Genomic DNA, 16822 nt, shown 5'->3' with positions numbered 1-16822 from the left:
CCATGGCGTTGGAAGCAGCTGCGCAACTTGCACCAGTGCGCGGTGCCGCACGAATAGATGTGCTGGATATCTTGCGCGGACTTGCCATCCTCGGCATATTTTTCATGAATATACCGTTCGAAGGTCAGACGGCGCTGGTGATGCTCAATCGCCCGCAGATGATCGGCTGGACACCGCTGGACCAGTGGAGCTGGGCCTTTGTGGAAGTCGCGCTGGAAGGCACGCAGCGCGGGGTGCTGGAAATCCTGTTCGGCTGCGGGCTGATGGTGCTGGCGGCGCGGGCGATGCGACCGGACGGGCCGGTCGCGGTGGCGGATCTCTATTGGCGGCGCAACCTGTGGCTGCTCGGCTTCGGCCTGCTGGATATCTTCGTGTTCCTCTGGACCGGCGATATCCTGCACGTCTACGCGCTCGCCGCGCTGTTCCTGTTTCCCTTCCGGTTGCTGGGGCCGCGGGTGCTGCTGGCGCTGGGATCGCTGTTCGCGCTCGGCATGGCGGTGAGCGGCGTGCCGCTCTACGTGGAGCGTGTCGAGCTGGTCGCCGCGGCCCCGCTGATCGAGAAGAAGGTGGCGGCGCACCAGCCGCTGACCAGGGACGAGCAGGCCAAGCAGAAGGATTGGCAGAAGCTGCTCGAGCGCCGCGCGACGGGCGGCGAGGACGCCAGGAAGATCCGCGAAATGGAGAAGAAGGGGCATGCCGGCAGCTGGCTGGCCTATGCGGGCATGAACATCGGCTTCTATATCGAGTTCATGCTGCCCGAGCTGGCGCTCACGGTCGCCGAGGCGTTCTGCATGATGCTGGTCGGCATCGCGCTGTGGAAGTGGCGGGTGGTGCAGGGCGGGCGCAGCACGCGCTTCTACGCGATCCTGCTGCTCTGCTGCTATGTGCCGGGCCTGATCGCGCGGGCGGTGGGGGCGCATGAGGCCCTGTCGCCGGTGCCCATCGCGCACAGCTACTGGATCACGCAGGAGCCGGCGCGCATGCTGGTGTCGATCGGCCATGTCGCGCTGGTGAATCTGCTGGTCCGCAGCGGGGCGGGCCAGGCGGTACTGGCGCCGTTCAAGGCGGCGGGACGGACGGCCTTTTCGCTCTATTTCCTCCAGCAATTCATCGCCATCTACATCCTCTTCGCGCCCTGGGGTGCGGGGCTGTGGGGCAAGCTCAGCTGGAGCGGGCTCTACGCCGTCGCGCTGGCGGTGCTGCTGTTCGAAGTGGTGCTCGCAAATCTCTGGCTGCGGATGTTCGCCATGGGGCCGATGGAATGGGCGTGGCGCTCGCTGGCCTATGTCCGGTGGCAGCCCTTTCGGCGAACGCGGGAGCCGCGCCTGGACGCCTCTCTCGCCGCAGCATGAAGTTGCGCAAAAAGGGGCTCGCCACGCAAGCATGTTTCTGCTAGCGGCGTGATCGATGCTTCGAAAACGCGCCAAATCCACGCGAATTACACCGCGCCCGTAATCCGGGCGCGATAGCTGCGCTTTATGCAGCGAAGCAGCGGAATGCTGGTGCATTCCATCCTCCATCCCCACTAAAGAGCCTCCACGCCGCAGGTGTCGGCGCGGGCAAGAAAGAGGTACAAATGGGTTACCGTGTCGTCGTCGCAGGCGCCACCGGCAATGTCGGTCGCGAAATGCTCAACATCCTGGCCGAGCGGGAATTCCCGATCGACGATCTCGCCGTGCTGGCGTCGTCGCGCTCGACCGGCGACATGGTCGACTATGGCGAGACCGGCAAACAGTACAAGGTCCAGAATATCGAGCATTTCGATCCCACCGGCTGGGACATGGCGCTGTTCGCGATCGGCTCGGAAGGCAGCGCCAAGTACGCGCCGAAGTTCGCCGCCGCGGGCTGCACGGTGATCGACAATGCCTCGCTCTACCGCATGGACCCGGACGTGCCGCTGATCGTGCCCGAAGTGAACCCGGAGGCGATCGACGGCTACAAGGCGCGCAACATCATCGCCAACCCCAACTGCTCGACCGCGCAGATGGTGGTGGCGCTCAAGCCGCTGCACGATGCCGCCAAGATCAAGCGGGTGGTGGTCGCGACCTACCAGTCGGTCTCGGGCGCCGGCAAGGCGGGCATGGACGAACTGTTCAACCAGAGCCGCGCGATCTTCGTCGGCGACCAGGTCGAGCCGCAAAAGTTCACCAAGCAGATCGCCTTCAACGTGATCCCGCATATCGACAGCTTCCTCGACGACGGATCGACCAAGGAAGAGTGGAAGATGGTGGTCGAGACCAAGAAGATCCTCGATCCCAAGATCAAGGTGACCGCGACCTGCGTGCGCGTGCCCGTGTTCGTCGGCCATTCCGAGGCGATCAACATCGAGTTCGAGGACGAGATCTCGGCGGAAGAAGCGCAGAACATCCTGCGCGAGGCGCCGGGCATCATGCTCGTCGATAAGCGCGAGAATGGCGGCTATGTCACCCCGATCGAGAGCGTCGGCGAATATGCCACCTATGTCAGCCGCGTCCGCGAGGACTCGACCGTCGAGAACGGCCTGTCGCTGTGGTGCGTGTCGGACAATCTCCGCAAGGGCGCGGCGCTGAACGCGGTGCAGATCGCGGAGCTGCTCGGCCGGCGGCACCTGCAAAAGGCGTAACGGGATCCGGGCGGCGCGAACGTGCCGCCCGGACCTTCCCGCGTGCGTTGTCCTCCCGCGGGCGGGAGGGGCTAGGGCAGGGGCAGTCCCGATCCCGTGCGGCACCGCGCCGGCAAGCGCTCCCACGTCACGCCTTTCCCCGACCCCTCCCCGCAAGCGGGCGGGGCGCGCAAGCGCGGCGACGTCAAAGCCGCGGCAGGGTCACCCCGCGCTGGCCCATATATTTGCCCGCGCGGTCGGCATAGCTCGTCTCGCAGGGCTGCTCGCCCTTGAGGAACAGGAACTGGCAGGCGCCTTCATTGGCGTAGATCTTGGCCGGGAGCGGCGTGGTGTTGGAAAACTCCAGCGTCACATGGCCTTCCCATTCGGGCTCCAGCGGCGTCACGTTCACGATGATCCCGCAGCGCGCATAGGTCGACTTGCCGAGGCAGATCACCAGCGTGTCGCGCGGCACGCGGAAATATTCCACGGTGCGGGCAAGCGCGAAGCTGTTGGGCGGGATCACGCAGACATCGGTCTTGCGATCGACGAAGCTGTTCGCGTCGAAATTCTTCGGATCCACCACCGCGCTGTCGACATTGGTGAAGATCTTGAATTCGTCGGCCACGCGCGCGTCATAGCCATAGGAGGAGAGGCCGTAGCTGATGCAGCCCTCGCGCCGCTGGCTCTCGACGAAGGGCTCGATCATGCCGTGGTTGAGCGCCTGCTCGCGAATCCAGCGGTCGGATAGAATGGACATGGCGGCGGGTAGTGCGGGGGAGGGGCCGCCGCGTCAAGCGATCCCCAGATCTCCCGGCCCGAACGCCTGGGGCAGCAGCTCGGACAGGCGGTAGCTCGCCACCGCGTCGCCCTCGGCCGCGCCGCAATGCACCGGCAGGTCGCGCTTGCCGAGCTGGGCGGCCTCGTTGATCACCTGGCGGCAGCGACCGCAGGGGCTCACGGGGGCAGTGCCCGTGGGTACGCCGTCCGCGCCGATCGGGCCGCCGATCACCGCGATTTCCGCCACGTCGCGCAAGCGCCCCTGCGCCGAGACCGTCGCCAGCGCTACCGTCTCCGCGCAGAGCGACAGGCCGTAGCTGGCATTCTCGAAATTCGCGCCGGTCACCACCGTGCCGTCGGTCAGCAGCACCGCGGCACCCACGCCGAAGTTGGAATAGGGGGCATGCGCGTTGCGCGCAGCGGTGCGGGCGGCGGCGATCAGCGCGCGGGTATCGGTGGTCATGAAACTCATCCCTTGATGTGGAGCACGCAGATCAGCGTGAACAGCCGCCGCGCGGTATCGAAATCGACCTCGATCTTGCCCTCCAGCGCGGTGCGCAGCAGCTCGGCCGCGTCGTTGTGGATGCCGCGCCGCGCCATGTCGACCGTTTCGATCTGCGCCGGCGTCGCGTTGCGGATCGCCTGGTAATAGCTGTCGCAGATCGCGAAATAGTCGCGGATCGGCCGGCGGAACCGGGCAAGGCCGAGCACGATCGTCTCCAGCGGCGTATCGTCCGCCCGTCGAATCGCCAGCGCCAGCCGGCCTTCCTCGACGCTCAGGTGCAGCTTGTACGGCCCGGCATAGCCATCGGCATGCGCGCGCTGGGGGGCGAAGTGATTGTCCTCGAGCAGATCGTAGATTGCGATCCGGCGTTCCTGTTCGATATCCGCTGAGCGCCACAGGATGGTGCGCTCGTCGAGGGTCACGTCGAGGATCCGCGGATCGGCCATAGGCCGCAGCTTTGGAAGCATTCCCCGTTTTCCACAAGCCATGTGGTTGCCGTGCCCCCCGCATTGGCCGATGAGGGACGGATGGCACAGCCGATCCCCTTTCCCGCACCCGAGCCCCAAGAAGGCCTGAGTCTCCCGCAGAATGTCGAAGCCGAAGCAGCCCTGCTCGGCGCGATGATGATCGACAACCGAGTCGCCGAGGACGTGCTCCAGAAGCTGCGACCCGAACATTTCTTCGAGCCGCTGCACGGCCGCATCTATGAGCAGATCGCGCATCTGGTCGGCGACAACCGCCTCGCCACCCCGGTCACGCTGCGCCCGCTGTTCGCCAACGATCCGGCGATGAAGGAGCTGGGCGGCCCGGCCTATCTCGCCCAGCTGACCGGCAACCCGGCCAGCCTGATCGGCGCGCGCTCCTTCGCCGACCAGATCTACGATCTCGCCCAGCTCCGCGCCCTCGTGGATGTGGGCCGCGGCATGGTGGAGGGCGCGCTCGACACCAGCCAGGACATCAATCCCTCCAAGCAGATCGAGCAGGCCGAACTCCGCCTCTACCAGGTCGCCGAGCAGGGCGATTCGGAAGCCGGGGTGAAGTCCTTCACCCGCGCCGCGACGCTGGCGGTGAAGCAGGCCGAAAAGGCGATGAACTCGGGCGGCGGCATCTCGGGCATCACCACGGGGCTCAGCGACCTCAACGCCTCGACCGGCGGTTTCAACCGATCGGACCTGCTGATCCTCGCCGGCCGACCGGGCATGGGCAAGACCTCGCTCGCCACCAACATCGCGTTCAACGCGGCCAAGCGCTACATGGACGATCTCGACGCGGGCATCGCCGAGGAGAAGTCGATCGGCGCGCCGGTGGCCTTCTTCAGCCTCGAAATGTCGGCCGACCAGCTGGCGATGCGTATCCTGTCCGAGCAGGCCGAGGTCGTCTCGGAAAAGCTGCGTACCGGCCAGCTGAGCAACGCCGAGTTCCAGAAGTTCGCGCGCGCCGCGGGCGATCTGGAGCGGCTGCCGCTCTATATCGACGATACGCCGGGCCTCACCATCGCGGCGCTGCGCACCCGCGCGCGGCGGCTCAAGCGCCAGCACAAGATCGGCATGGTGATCGTCGACTATCTCCAGCTGCTCACCGGCTCGGCCAAGGCCTCGGGCGACGGGCGCGTGCAGGAAATCTCGGAGATTTCGCGCGGCCTCAAGACGCTGGCCAAGGAACTCCATGTCCCGGTGCTGGCGCTCTCCCAGCTGAGCCGCGCGGTGGAAAGCCGCGAGGACAAGCGCCCGCAGCTCTCCGACCTTCGCGAATCCGGCTCGATCGAGCAGGACGCCGATATCGTGCTGTTCGTGTATCGCGACGAATATTACCACGACTTCAAGGCCCCGACGAAGATCCCCGACGGCACCGAGACCGCCGAGGAACGCATGGCCTATGAGGAATGGCAGGCGCGCCAGCTGGAAGTGGCCAACAAGGCGACGGTGATCATCGCCAAGCAGCGCCATGGTGCGACCGGCTCGGTGCACATGCGCTTCGACCGGCAGTTCACCAAGTTCAGCGATCTGGCGCCGGAGGGGTATTGAGGGGAGGGCCCGATACCTGAAGAGCCTTAGCCCCTACCCGTGTCTACTGCTCGCCTGTTGCCGGCAGTCCCTATGCTCGCCGGACGTCCTCAAATGCGAGCAAGGTCAAAGACATGTCCGATCCTATCGAAGAACGCCGTCGTCCGCGCCTCGCCATTGCGGGCGCTACCGGGCGGGTGGGCGCTACGCTCGTCCACCAACTCGTCGCTGATCCTGTCGAGGTCGTGGCGCTCACCCGCGATCCCGGCGCGGCATGCCTGCCTTCGGGCGTCGAGATCGTGGGTGTCGACTTCGACGCACCCGCCACGCTGGCCGATGCGTTGCAGGGCGTCGACCGCCTGTTCCTGGCGCATGGAAGCTCCGACCGTCAGGTGGCCAACGAGATCGCATTGATCGACGCGGCGGTGGGCGCCGGCGTTTCCCACATCGTCAAGCTGTCCTCGATGGGGCCCCCCGCCAAGGTGCATCCCTTCGACTGGCATATGGCGATCGAAGCGCATCTGGCGACGAAGGCGATAGGCTATACCGTGCTGCGTCCGGGCCCCTATGCCGATATCCTCGGCAAGGTCGGCAGCGCGGTCGCCGCCGATCATTGGGGCGGTGCGGCCGGCGATGGCCTCGTCAATTTCATCGACACGCGCGACATTGCCGATGTGGCGCGTCTGGCGCTGCTCGACGCCGGCAGCGTCGGCGTGCAGCGCGCCTATCATCTTACCGGCCCTGCGCCCGTGACCATGTCGGACGTGGCACAGCTGCTCTCGCAATTGCTGGGGCGGGAGATCGTCTACAGGCACCGTACGCCTGCCGAGCAGCGTAATGCGCTGATCGCGTCGGGTTTCAGCGAAACAGCCGCCGATTTGCGCCTGGGCCTGGAGAAACTGTTCAACGAATCCGTCCTGGCGGAGACGACCGGCACCATTGCCCTGCTCACCAAGCGGGCGCCGCGCGCCCTTTCGGACTGGCTGGCCAGCAACCTGTCCCTGTTCCGCAACTGATCGCACGCGGGCGGCTTCTCCGGGACCTGCTATACACTCGTCCCCACAACCCGCCCGATCCCCGCGGTCAGTGCCATCGCCAGCGCCCCCCAGAACACCACCCGCACCACCGGCTTGAGCGGCCTGGCCCCGCCGGTGATCGCGCCCAGCGCGCCGAGCAGGGCGAGGAACAGGATCGATCCCGCCGCTTCGCCTGCCGCCATCCAGCGCATCGGCAGCAGCGCGGCGAGCAGCAGCGGCAGCGCCGCGCCCCCCGTAAAAGTTGCCGCCGAGGTGAGCGCGGCGACCACCGGCCGCGCGGTCGTGACCTCGTTGATATGCAGCTCGTCACGGGCATGCGCGCCCAGCGCATCGTGCGCCATCATCTGCTCGGCCACCGCCCCGGCGGTCACGGGATCGACGCCGCGGTCAACGTAGATGCCCGCCAGCTCGCGCAGCTCGGCCTCGGGGACGGTGGCGAGTTCCACCCGCTCGCGAGCGAGGTCGGCGCGCTCGGTATCGGCCTGCGAGCTGACCGAGACATATTCGCCCGCCGCCATCGACATCGCGCCCGCCACCAGCGCCGCCACGCCCGCGACGAGCAGCGCGGGCCGCTCGGCCCCCGAGGCTGCCACGCCCAGGATCAGGCTGGCGGTGGATACGATGCCGTCATTCGCCCCCAGCACGGCGGCGCGCAGCCAGCCGATCCGGGATACGAGATGTTGTTCGCGATGCGGGCGCATGAGGATCCTCTGCTAGGGTGTCCGGAGGATGGGACGGCGCGCGCCGCGCGGCAATGGGGAAGATCCCGCGCCTGTAGGGCGATGCCGTGCCGCGAACCATGGGCACAGGCGGGTTAAATGCCACGCATTCGCAGCAAACATCCCGCGCCGAACGACCCGCGTCGTTCTAATAACGCTAATCAATATCATTCTCTCAGCGTTGCAAACGCCGTCACGCCCGCTGCTATCGCGAGTCCCGCGCAGACCAGCGCGGCCACGTGGAACCCGCCGACCAGCGCCGCGCCGGTCTGCGACAGCACCGCACCGGCCAGCGCGGTCGCCACCAGCCCGCCGGTCCGCGCGATCGCGCTGTTGAAGCCGGAGGCGGTGCCGGTGAAGCGATCGTCCACCGAGGCGAGCACCGCCGTGGTCAGCGGCGCCACCGCGCCCGCCATGCCGAGCGACAGGACCAGCATGCCCGGCAGGACGCTCGTCCAGTAGCTCGCCTGCGGGTCGGCGCCGGAGAGCAGCCAGAAGCCGAGGCCCGTCACGATCGGCCCGATCGACAGCGGCCAGCGCCCGCCGATCCGCGCCGCCAGCCGCCCGGCGAAGCGCGACGAGATGCCGATCACGATCGAGAAGGGGAGAAGCGCGAGCCCCGCCTGTGCGGGCGGATAGCCGCCGCCGACGATCAGCAGATAGGGCAGCAACAGGATCAGCCCGCCGAGCGCGCCGTAGAGCAGCAGGGTCAGCACGGTCAGCCCGACAAAGGGCAAGGACCCGAACAACGCCAGCGGCATCATCGCGCGCTCGCCGAGGCGGTGCTGGTGGAGGACGAAGCCCGCCAGCAGCGCAATCCCGCCGAGCAGGCCGATAGCGGAGGATGCGGAAACCGCATGGCTGCTCGACCAGAGGGTCAGCGCCCAGGTCAGGCTGCCCAGCCCGGCAGTGGCGAGCGCCGCCCCCAGCCAGTCGAGCCCGCCTTTGCCGTGCGGGCTCTCCGGCACGAAGCGCCAGGCGATGGCGATGGCGGCGACGGCGACGGGCAGGTTCAGGTAGAAGATCGAACGCCAGCCGACCGCGTCGACCAGCCAGCCGCCCAGCGGCGGGCCGACGGCCGAGGCGATCGCCCCGGCCGAGGCCCAGGTGCCGATCGCGCGTCCCCGCGCCTCGCCGTGAAAGCTGCTGCCGAGCAGGCCAAGACTGTTGGGCATCAGGATCGCCGCGCCGATCCCCTGCAGCGCGCGCGAGGCGAGCAGCAGGTCGGTGCCCCTGGATAGGGCGCAGCCGAGCGAGGCCAGCGCGAAGATCGCCACGCCCAGGATCAGCATTCGGCGGCGGCCGAAATAGTCGCCCGTCGCGCCGCCGAACAGCAGCAGTGCCGAGAGGGGAAGGAGATAGGCGTTGATGATCCAGGGGAGCGTCGCCGGGTCGGCGGCAAGGCTGCGCCCGATCGTCGGCAGCGCGACGTTGGTCACCGATCCGTCGAGAAAGGCGAGGCTGGAGGCGCACATGCACGCCGCGATGATCCAGCCGCCATGGCGGGGGGCGGGCGGGGCGGTGTCGCTCATCGGCGGGTGCGGCGTTGCATGGCGCCGGCTGTAGCCGGGGTTGGGGGGGAGAGCCAGCCAGCGCCGGGGTAGGGGGCAGGCCGTATCCTCCCCCGCCAGGGGGAGGTGGCGCCGCAGGCGACGGAGGGGGAGGATGCCAGAACCTCGCGATCGGCGTGCTTCCTCCCCCTCCGTCAGGCCTACGGCCTGCCACCTCCCCCTGCCGGGGGAGGATAGCAGTCGCTCAGAACCGCGTGCGGACCGTCAGGCCGTAGGTGCGCGGCTCGGCCAGGAACGAGCCGAACATCGCATTGCCCACCGCGAAGCTCGGCGCGCCGAAGGCCTGGACCTGCGATCGGCTGCCGGCGCCCTGGAAGGGCAGGTTGAACGCGACCTGCTGATAGTTGGTGTCGAGCAGGTTCTGCGCCCACAGCTCCACCGCCCATTTCTCGTCGGGTCCACGCACGCCGATGCGTGCGTTCATCGTGAAGAAGCCGTCCTGCATCTTCTCGATGAACAGGTCCGATCCGGTGTTGTAGTCGCTGGTCAGGCGACCATCGACATAGAGGAGGCCGGTCAGCCCGCTGCCGCCCAGCGCGGGCGTCCAGGTGACCGCGCTGGTCACGGTGTTGCGCGGCGCGTTGGACATCTGGCTGCCCGGCAGCAGGAACAGCGCGGCATTGAGCGGCTCGCCCGCCTTGCTGCCCACCAGGTCGTGCTGGTACTTCGCGTCCGCCAGCGTGTAGCCCAGGTTCACGGTGAAGTTGGATGCGGGGTACAGGCCCACTTCCAGCTCCACGCCCTGCGTCACCACGCCCTTGCCGACGCTGCCCGTGCAGGCACCGGTCGCGGAATTATTGTCGCGGTCGGCACCGTTCAGCGGGGTGCTGCATCCCCCGATATTCTGGACGATATAGGCCGTGCCGTTGAAGGTGTTCAGCTGGAAATTGGCGAATTCCGATCGATACAGCGCCACGTTCGCGGTGATGTGGCGCGAGGTATATTTCGCGCCGAGCTCATAGGCGTTCACCGTCTCCGGATCGAAGCGCAGATTGGCGACCGCCGACTGGCGCGGGGTCGTGAACACCGTGGTGGACAGGTCGGATCGATCGAGGTTGTAGCCGCCCGCCTTGTAGCCGCGCGCGTAGGAGGCATAGAACAGCGTGCTCTCCGTCGGCTTCCACGAAAGCACCGCGGTGCCGGTCAGCTGCCCCTCCTTGAACTTGTCGGCAAGGGGCACGCCGGTCAGCGCCGACGTGGAATTGCCCGTGCAGGTCAGCGTGACGATGCCGGCCGCCAGCGACTGGAGCGTGGCGTTGCTGCTGGCGAGCAGCGGCCCCATCGCCGCCTGCTGCGCGGGGCAGACGGTGTTGTTGTTGTTGAACGCCGCCTTCAGCGACTTGCTCTCATGCGTGTAGCGCGCGCCGAGCGTGAAGCTCAGCGACTTGGTGAGCTTGTAGATATTGTGGGTGAAGAAGGCCCAGTTCTCGCTGGTCTGATCGTAGAGGTCCAGCGAGGAGCCGAGGTTGTTGAGCGTGCTCAGGCGATCGATGCCGCCGATCACCTGCGGACCCACCGCCGGGGTGAGCACCGTGCGGCCGGCGGGGCTGAGGCAGCCGGGGCGGGTGGGGTCGCGCAGCGCTGCCGCGGCGTTGATCGTCGCCACCATGCGGCAGGCGGCGAAGGCGCCATATTGGGTGCCGAAGCGCAGATTGTCCGCCACCTGCAGCTTCTCATGCGCATAATAGCCGCCGACCAGCCAATCGAGCTTGTTGTCCAGGATCGTGCCCGAAAAGCGGCTTTCGTGGCTGAAGGTGTGGAACTGGCGATAGGCCTTGCCGTCATCGGGGCGGTAGACCAGGTCGACATTGCCATAGTCCATGTCGCCCGCGCCGCCCGACTTGTACTCGCGATAGGCGGTAAGCGAGGTCAGCTGCGTCGATCCGAAGTTCCAGCGCACGCGTGCCGAGACACCGTAATCGGTGGTGAGATTGGCATAGGCGCGGCCGGGCGTCAGCGCGATCTGGCGGTTATAGGGGTTGCCATCGCTGGGCAGCACGCCGCCCAGGCTGCGCAGGATCGCGGCGATGCGGTTGCCGGCGGGGTTGATGGCGAAGTCGCCGGGCACGCCGGGGGTGGGGTCCAGCTTTTCGCGCGTGTCGGTATAGACGGCGCCGCAGCACTTTTCCTTGCGATGCGTATAGTCGCCGATCAGCCGGATCGCGAGATCGGGCGTGACGGTGAACAGCAGCTGGCCGCGCACGAAATAGCGATTGCGGTCGTTATATTCGGTGTTGTTGACGATATCGTGCAGATAGCCGTCGCGCTTCGAATAGACGCCGTCGATGCGGAAGGCGAGCAGGTCCTTCACCACCGGGCCGGTCAGCGCGCCGGAGAGGCGGACGGCATTGAAATTGCCATAGGTCGCCTCGCCGAACCCGCCGAACTTGAATTCGGGCAGCTTGGTGTAGATGCTGATCGCGCCCGCCGAGGAGTTGCGCCCCGAAAGCGTGCCCTGGGGGCCGCGCAGCACCTCGATGCGCTCGATCTCGCCCATGTCGTTGAGGCCCGAGCCGGTGCGGCTGCGATAGATGCCGTCGATGAACACCGCGACCGAGCTTTCGAGCCCCGGATTGTCGCCGACCGTGCCGATGCCGCGCACGCGTGCGGCCGCGTTGGCCTCGGACCCGGTGGAGGAGACGAGCAGCGACGGCGCGATCTGCGTCATCTGCCGGATGTCGGTCGCGCCCGAGTTCTGCAGCGCCGCTTGGCCGAAGGCGGAGACGGCGATCGGCACGCTCGACAGGCGTTCGGAACGGCGGGTCGCGGTGACGACGATATCGGCGGTGTTCGGGGACTCATTCTCGGTGCCGGCGGGGTTGTTGGCGGCGGAGCCGCGCAGGTCCTGCGCCGCGGCGGGGGCGGCGAGGGCAAGAATACCGGCAGACAACAAGAACGCGCACTTCGACATTTCGGCTATCCTCCCAATCCAAGCTGTTGCTTTGGGTTGCTCGCCGACTGTGCCGAAATAGCGATAAGTTTCGGTGAATGCTCACCGATTTAGGTCTGAATTTCCATGGCATAGGCGCTTCCGGTAAAGTACCTAATCACGCCTGCCGTGCGACACGAGCGCGGTGTCCGCCAGCGACAGGATGCGTCCAGCCACCAGGCCGATCGCGTCCTGCACGAAGAAATGGCCACCGTCGAAGCTGTCCAGGGTGAAGCCCGCCGCGGCCATATCGCACCATGCGCGCATCATCTCCGGGCTGGCGATCGGATCCCGGCGGCCGGCGAGCGCCGCGATGTCGCAGGGTATCCGGGCCGCGTGCGGGGCACGGTAACATTCGACCATCGTCATGTCGGCGCGCAGCGTGCGCAGCGTGATCCGGCGCAGGTCCGGATCGTCCAGCACCGCATCGGGGATGCCGCCCATCCGGTCGAACGCCTCCACGAACTGCGCGTCGGGCAGGTCCCGGATCCGCGGGCGCGCCGCGATGTGCGCGGGCGTCGCGCAACCGGCGAGGATCAGCAGTCGCGGCGGGCGGTCGCATGCCTGCATCCGGAGCGCGGTCTCGAAGGCGAACAAGGCACCCATGCTATGCCCGAACAGCGCGATCGGCGTGGTATCCAGCGCGAGGATCTCGGGCATCAGCGCGTCCATGGCGGCACGCAGGTCCGTCGCCGGCGTCTCGCGCAGCCGGCTCCCCCGGCCGGGCAATTCCACCGTGACCAGCTCGACATAGGACGGGAGCCACGCGCGCCAGCCGCGACAGGCGAAGGCGCCGCCGCCGGCATGGGCGAAGCACAGCAGGCGCAGCAAGGGGGGCTGCCCGCTGCGATAGCACCACAAGGCCGGACCCAGCCGGACCGGGATCGCCAGGGCAGCCACCGGCGCCAGGCTTTCAGCGACCGGCCAGATAGCGCAACGTCGTGATGCTCGGCAGGAACAGATAGACGCTTCCCCGCGTCTCCACGAAGCGCGGCATGTGCGGGATGCGGCGGCGAAAGGGCGTCGCCTGCAGTGTCATATATCCCTGGCCCGCATTGTCGCCGATCATCGGGTCCTTGGTCGCGAACTGTGCATTGAACGTCGGCTCGTTGCACCAGCTCTGCTGGAGGAACTCGAACTGCCGGGCGATATCGGCGTTGATCCCCAGGAATTGCAGCCCGCGCGGCTTGCCGTCGTCCTCCACCCCCTTCGGCGCGTGCGGCCATTCGGTCTGGCCCGCGGTGACCAGCGGCGCTCCATAAATGGTCGCTCGCCGGATCAGGCGGTGCCGGCTCGAGGTCCGCAGCGAGTCCAGCGGCGTGTCGTTGGCGAGCGCGTCGCGCGGGTTGGCCCGGCGGATGTGCGATCCGATCGGGCAGCGCAGCCCGTCAGGATCGAACGGCATGAAGTCGAAGTCGTTGTTGTCGGTATAGTCGAACGGGTCCCGCTCGGGGGACAGCGTGATCGGCTGCCCGCTCGGCCAGCGCCCCAGGCATTTGGCCGCGAGCTGGAGCATCTGCGGTGCCTCCGCCTCGGCCTGTGCCTCGATCAGCTTCCAGAAGCCGGCGACGTCCTGTTCGAGCTTGCGGTACACGAGATAGCTGCCGTGGCGCCCGAAATCATGGCATTCCGGCAACGCCCCCTCCGGGAAGGGCGGCAGGATATCGTGCGGATCGTCGCGCAGCGGCACAACCGGGCTGACCGGATAGAGGCCATAGGCGTTGCGATAGCCGAAAATGAACTCGCCCGTATCCACCGGCAATTGCCCGTCGCGCTTCGGCGCGCCCACGCCATCGACATAAGGCTGGGACAAGCCGTCGTGGAAGCCGAAATGCTCCTTGGCCTCACGCCGGCGATAACCATGTTCGGCGGCGACCAGCGATACGGCGCCGTCGCTGTCCTCGATCAGCGCGGTGAGCTTCGCTTCCAGCAGGTGCACTGCCTTGGCGCTGTGCGCATGGGCAATCAGCAGCGCGTGGACCACCGGATTGTCGGGGCCGCCGATCTCCCAATGCTGCGGCGCGCTTTCGCCGACATCGCCCAGGATGTCGGCCCGCGCCGCCGCCCCCAGCGTGAAGGGGGGCACGAAGGAGTTGAGCGTCGTCTCCGGCAGCTCCAGCGCTTCGAAGCCGGGAAAGCTGATCGCCAGGAACACGGCCTCGCCCGGCTTTTCCAGTCCGCCCGCCTTCGAACGCGACCAGCGCGCGCCGGTGCTGATCGACGGGAGCAATGCCCCCAGCCAGCGCCGCGCGCCTTTCGCGTTGCCGAACGAGAGGAACAGATAGGCGGCATGCGGCAGGTGATTATAGCCGCTGAGGATGATCCCCTGGATGTCCGCCCGGTCGACGATCGTCGTGTCCGCAGTCGCTTCCGTCATGCCAAGCCCCCTCTATCGGCCGCGCGGGTACGCCCCCGATGCCGGCCTCAAAGCGCGTTCAACGTGTCGCGCACCTTCGCGCTTTCGAGCGCGAGCCCTGCCTGGGCCATCTGCGCCAGCGTGTTGTTGCTCGTGCGATCGCGGATCAGGTTGAGCACCGATTCCTCCGGATACGCGCGGTAGAAGAGCTGGGGCTGATACTGATGGTTCAGGATCCAGCGCTGAAACTGGGTCACGTCCCGCATGCCGCCCTTGGGATAGCCGAAGGTGTTGTTGTACACGCCGTCCAGCGCCCAGATGATCTTGTCGATGAAATCGCCCATGTAATTCTGCCAGCTGCCGTCATAGACGCTGAGGAAGATCAGGCGTTTGCGATTGTCGATCAGCACCCAGCGAAACGAATGCAGGTTGCCGACATCGGCGAACAGGCCGGGCGCCCAGCCGAACCTGCCCAGGAACTGGTTGATCCAGAAGGCCAGCCACAGGCGCGGATAGCGCCACGGCTTGATCGTCGTGATCGTCACCATCTGGCCGTCCAGATCGGTGAGCTGCTGGGCGCGCGGGGTCAGCGGGTTCTTCACGAACGAGGTCACCCGGCTGAAATTCTTCGTCTGGCCGATCTGGCTGATCGGCTTGATGATCGCCAGCAGCAGCGAGAGCCAGGCGTCGTGGAAGTTCTGCCGCACGCGACCCAGGAAATCGCCGACCTTCTGCCACGGCGTCCGCACGTTCGGCATGCCGGCCAGTACGGCGGCGGTCGACTCCGCCACGGGTCCGGCCCGATCGAGCAGACCCTCCAGCCGCTCGCGCACCGCGATCTTGGCCCGGATCGACGCCACCGTCTCGTCGGGGAAGGCGATGTAGAAAGCCTGGGTCGGGAAGGCGTTGCTGCGGATGAAATCGATGAAGTGCGCGCGGCCGGCATAGCCTTCGCAATGGCTCCAGATCTCGTCCAGGCCGGGCGTGATCGCCATCTGATGGCGCAGATAGTCGTCCAGCTCGCCATCGAACTCCGCCGCGAGCAACAGCTGCGGACCGCGCCCCGGATCGTCGTCCACGATCACCCATCGCGAGCTGTGCGTCAGCCTGTCCTCCTGGAGGAGGTACAGATCGTTATCCAGCTTGTTGTCGTTGATCCGCTGCAGAATGGACCGCAAGGATTCGACCTGGCCGCTCTTGATCGGAACGTAGACTGTCAGGTCATTCATGTTCCTGCATCGCCTCAAAGGAGTGTGTACGGTGGCACGGGAACGATGTGCTGCATATGGCTACTATGATGGCGGTCCATTGCCGAACGGAGTTGTGTCCGTTTGAAATCATTTTCTATCGATTACCGATCGAATTCGTATCGACCGCGTACCGCGATTTCCGGTTGTCGCTGAACGATGTCGCCGCGGGAGGAGAAGGATTCCGGCGCGCGCTTCCGGAACAGCGCCAGGGCGGACTCGATACCCGCGCTGATAACCGCGTCGGCGATCGCGCCGGTCAGCACGCCGCGCACGGGAAACCCCAGCTCCGCCAGGGCTGCTTTCACCACCGCGCAGGCATAGGCCTTCTTCTCCGGTCCCCGGGCGGAGACAAGCCGTTCGGCCATCGACACCACTTCGAAAAATGCCTTCACCGCCGCGATCATCTGGACGCGGTGGCCGCCCACGAACACCCCAACCGCATACACGGAGGCAAACAGGACCGACTTGTCCGCGATCGTCCCCTCCGCCTGGACCCGGGCGACGGCGGCGGCGACTTCGGGCGTGAGGGGCTGCCGGTAGCGCAGGCCGACATAGAGCCAGTTCAGCGCCGAGAAGAACGGCGTGAGCAGCAACAGCAGCGCCGACAGCCCCGCACGGCACGCGCCCGCGAGCGACCAGCCCAGCGGTTCGCTTTCATCCCATAGCGCATAGTCGTCCACGCTCGCGGCGATGGCGTCGATGCTCCAGTCGATCAGCCCGTCCATCACCAGCGGCACGAGGGGAGCGGGGATGGCCGGGATGGCAATGTCGGGGCTCTGGAAGATATGGTACAGCGCCGCGCGAACCTGGGCCTTCTTCCTCCGGCCTTTGCCGCTGGGATAGCGCTGTTCCGCGCTTTGGATCAGCGCCTCGGTCAGCAGCACCCAGGCGACGATGCCGCGCTCGATCCGCGGGCCGTCCGCGGCAAGGCGACGGAGAACCGCTGCAAGGGCTTCGGCGACGCCGCCGCCCTGCACGGTGCGCAGCAGTTCCACCAACTGATGCACTTCGGCGGCCGCTTCGCGATCCATCGCCGTTTCCGGGCGCTGCTTCTTGCGCAGCGTGCGTGCGATCCAGTTTTTCATCGCGCC

The 16822-nt window shown here is 67.0% G+C and carries 14 protein-coding genes; 4 read left to right on the top strand and 10 right to left on the bottom strand.

Annotated elements, in window-relative coordinates:
* The first annotated feature begins 104 nt into the window (after nt 1-104).
* Both A7X12_RS00420 and A7X12_RS00415 read left to right on the top strand, forming a co-directional pair.
* A complete protein-coding gene (locus A7X12_RS00420) occupies nt 105-1352 on the top strand; it encodes a DUF418 domain-containing protein (RefSeq protein WP_232318190.1) in 1248 nt (415 codons plus the stop codon).
* Nucleotides 1353-1576: 224 nt separating this feature from the next.
* A complete protein-coding gene (locus A7X12_RS00415) occupies nt 1577-2602 on the top strand; it encodes an aspartate-semialdehyde dehydrogenase (protein WP_064309664.1) in 1026 nt (341 codons plus the stop codon).
* A 184-nt stretch (nt 2603-2786) separates the two neighbouring features.
* Here the strand turns inward: A7X12_RS00415 and dcd are convergent, their stop codons facing one another.
* The 3 genes from dcd to A7X12_RS00400 are packed head-to-tail and all read right to left on the bottom strand — an operon-like array spanning nt 2787 to nt 4312.
* On the bottom strand, nt 2787-3341 hold the full coding sequence (gene dcd, locus A7X12_RS00410) for a dCTP deaminase (protein ID WP_010543264.1): 555 nt from the start codon (nt 3339-3341) through the stop codon (nt 2787-2789).
* Between the two features lie 33 nt (nt 3342-3374).
* On the bottom strand, nt 3375-3824 hold the full coding sequence (locus A7X12_RS00405; protein ID WP_064309806.1) for a cytidine deaminase: 450 nt from the start codon (nt 3822-3824) through the stop codon (nt 3375-3377).
* Between the two features lie 5 nt (nt 3825-3829).
* A complete protein-coding gene (locus tag A7X12_RS00400; RefSeq protein WP_064309663.1) occupies nt 3830-4312 on the bottom strand; it encodes a UPF0262 family protein in 483 nt (160 codons plus the stop codon).
* Between the two features lie 81 nt (nt 4313-4393).
* Between A7X12_RS00400 and A7X12_RS00395 the strand changes: the two genes are divergently transcribed.
* Nucleotides 4394-5890, top strand: coding sequence for a replicative DNA helicase (locus A7X12_RS00395; protein WP_064309662.1), 1497 nt, complete (start codon nt 4394-4396; stop codon nt 5888-5890).
* A gap of 113 nt (nt 5891-6003) precedes the next feature.
* Nucleotides 6004-6885: an NAD(P)H-binding protein gene (locus tag A7X12_RS00390; RefSeq protein ID WP_064309661.1), complete on the top strand. Its 882-nt coding sequence runs from the start codon at nt 6004-6006 to the stop codon at nt 6883-6885.
* A gap of 29 nt (nt 6886-6914) precedes the next feature.
* Here the strand turns inward: A7X12_RS00390 and A7X12_RS00385 are convergent, their stop codons facing one another.
* The 7 genes from A7X12_RS00385 to A7X12_RS00355 form a co-directional block, all read right to left on the bottom strand.
* Entirely contained in the window at nt 6915-7607 is a 693-nt protein-coding gene (locus A7X12_RS00385) for a VIT1/CCC1 transporter family protein (protein WP_064309660.1), read from the bottom strand.
* 185 nt (nt 7608-7792) lie between these two features.
* On the bottom strand, nt 7793-9157 hold the full coding sequence (locus A7X12_RS00380; protein ID WP_064309659.1) for an MFS transporter: 1365 nt from the start codon (nt 9155-9157) through the stop codon (nt 7793-7795).
* Between the two features lie 223 nt (nt 9158-9380).
* On the bottom strand, nt 9381-12107 hold the full coding sequence (locus tag A7X12_RS00375; protein ID WP_064309658.1) for a TonB-dependent receptor: 2727 nt from the start codon (nt 12105-12107) through the stop codon (nt 9381-9383).
* A 132-nt stretch (nt 12108-12239) separates the two neighbouring features.
* Complete coding sequence (locus tag A7X12_RS00370; RefSeq protein ID WP_198161791.1) at nt 12240-13025, bottom strand: thioesterase II family protein; 786 nt, start codon at nt 13023-13025, stop codon at nt 12240-12242.
* A gap of 13 nt (nt 13026-13038) precedes the next feature.
* A complete protein-coding gene (locus tag A7X12_RS00365) occupies nt 13039-14502 on the bottom strand; it encodes a Dyp-type peroxidase (RefSeq protein WP_064309657.1) in 1464 nt (487 codons plus the stop codon).
* Nucleotides 14503-14549: 47 nt separating this feature from the next.
* Nucleotides 14550-15710 (bottom strand): hypothetical protein, encoded by a 1161-nt coding sequence (locus A7X12_RS00360; RefSeq protein WP_064309656.1) that lies wholly within the window; start codon nt 15708-15710, stop codon nt 14550-14552.
* Between the two features lie 122 nt (nt 15711-15832).
* Nucleotides 15833-16816, bottom strand: a complete 984-nt coding sequence (locus A7X12_RS00355; protein ID WP_064309655.1) for a hypothetical protein — start codon at nt 16814-16816, stop codon at nt 15833-15835.
* Nucleotides 16817-16822: the final 6 nt, after the last annotated feature.

Origin of the sequence: Sphingomonas sp. TDK1 (assembly GCF_001650735.1) — a bacterium.
Taxonomy (GTDB): Bacteria; Pseudomonadota; Alphaproteobacteria; order Sphingomonadales; family Sphingomonadaceae; genus Sphingomonas.
Note: the sequence above shows the minus strand (reverse complement) of the source record. Positions and strands in the feature narration are given on the sequence as shown.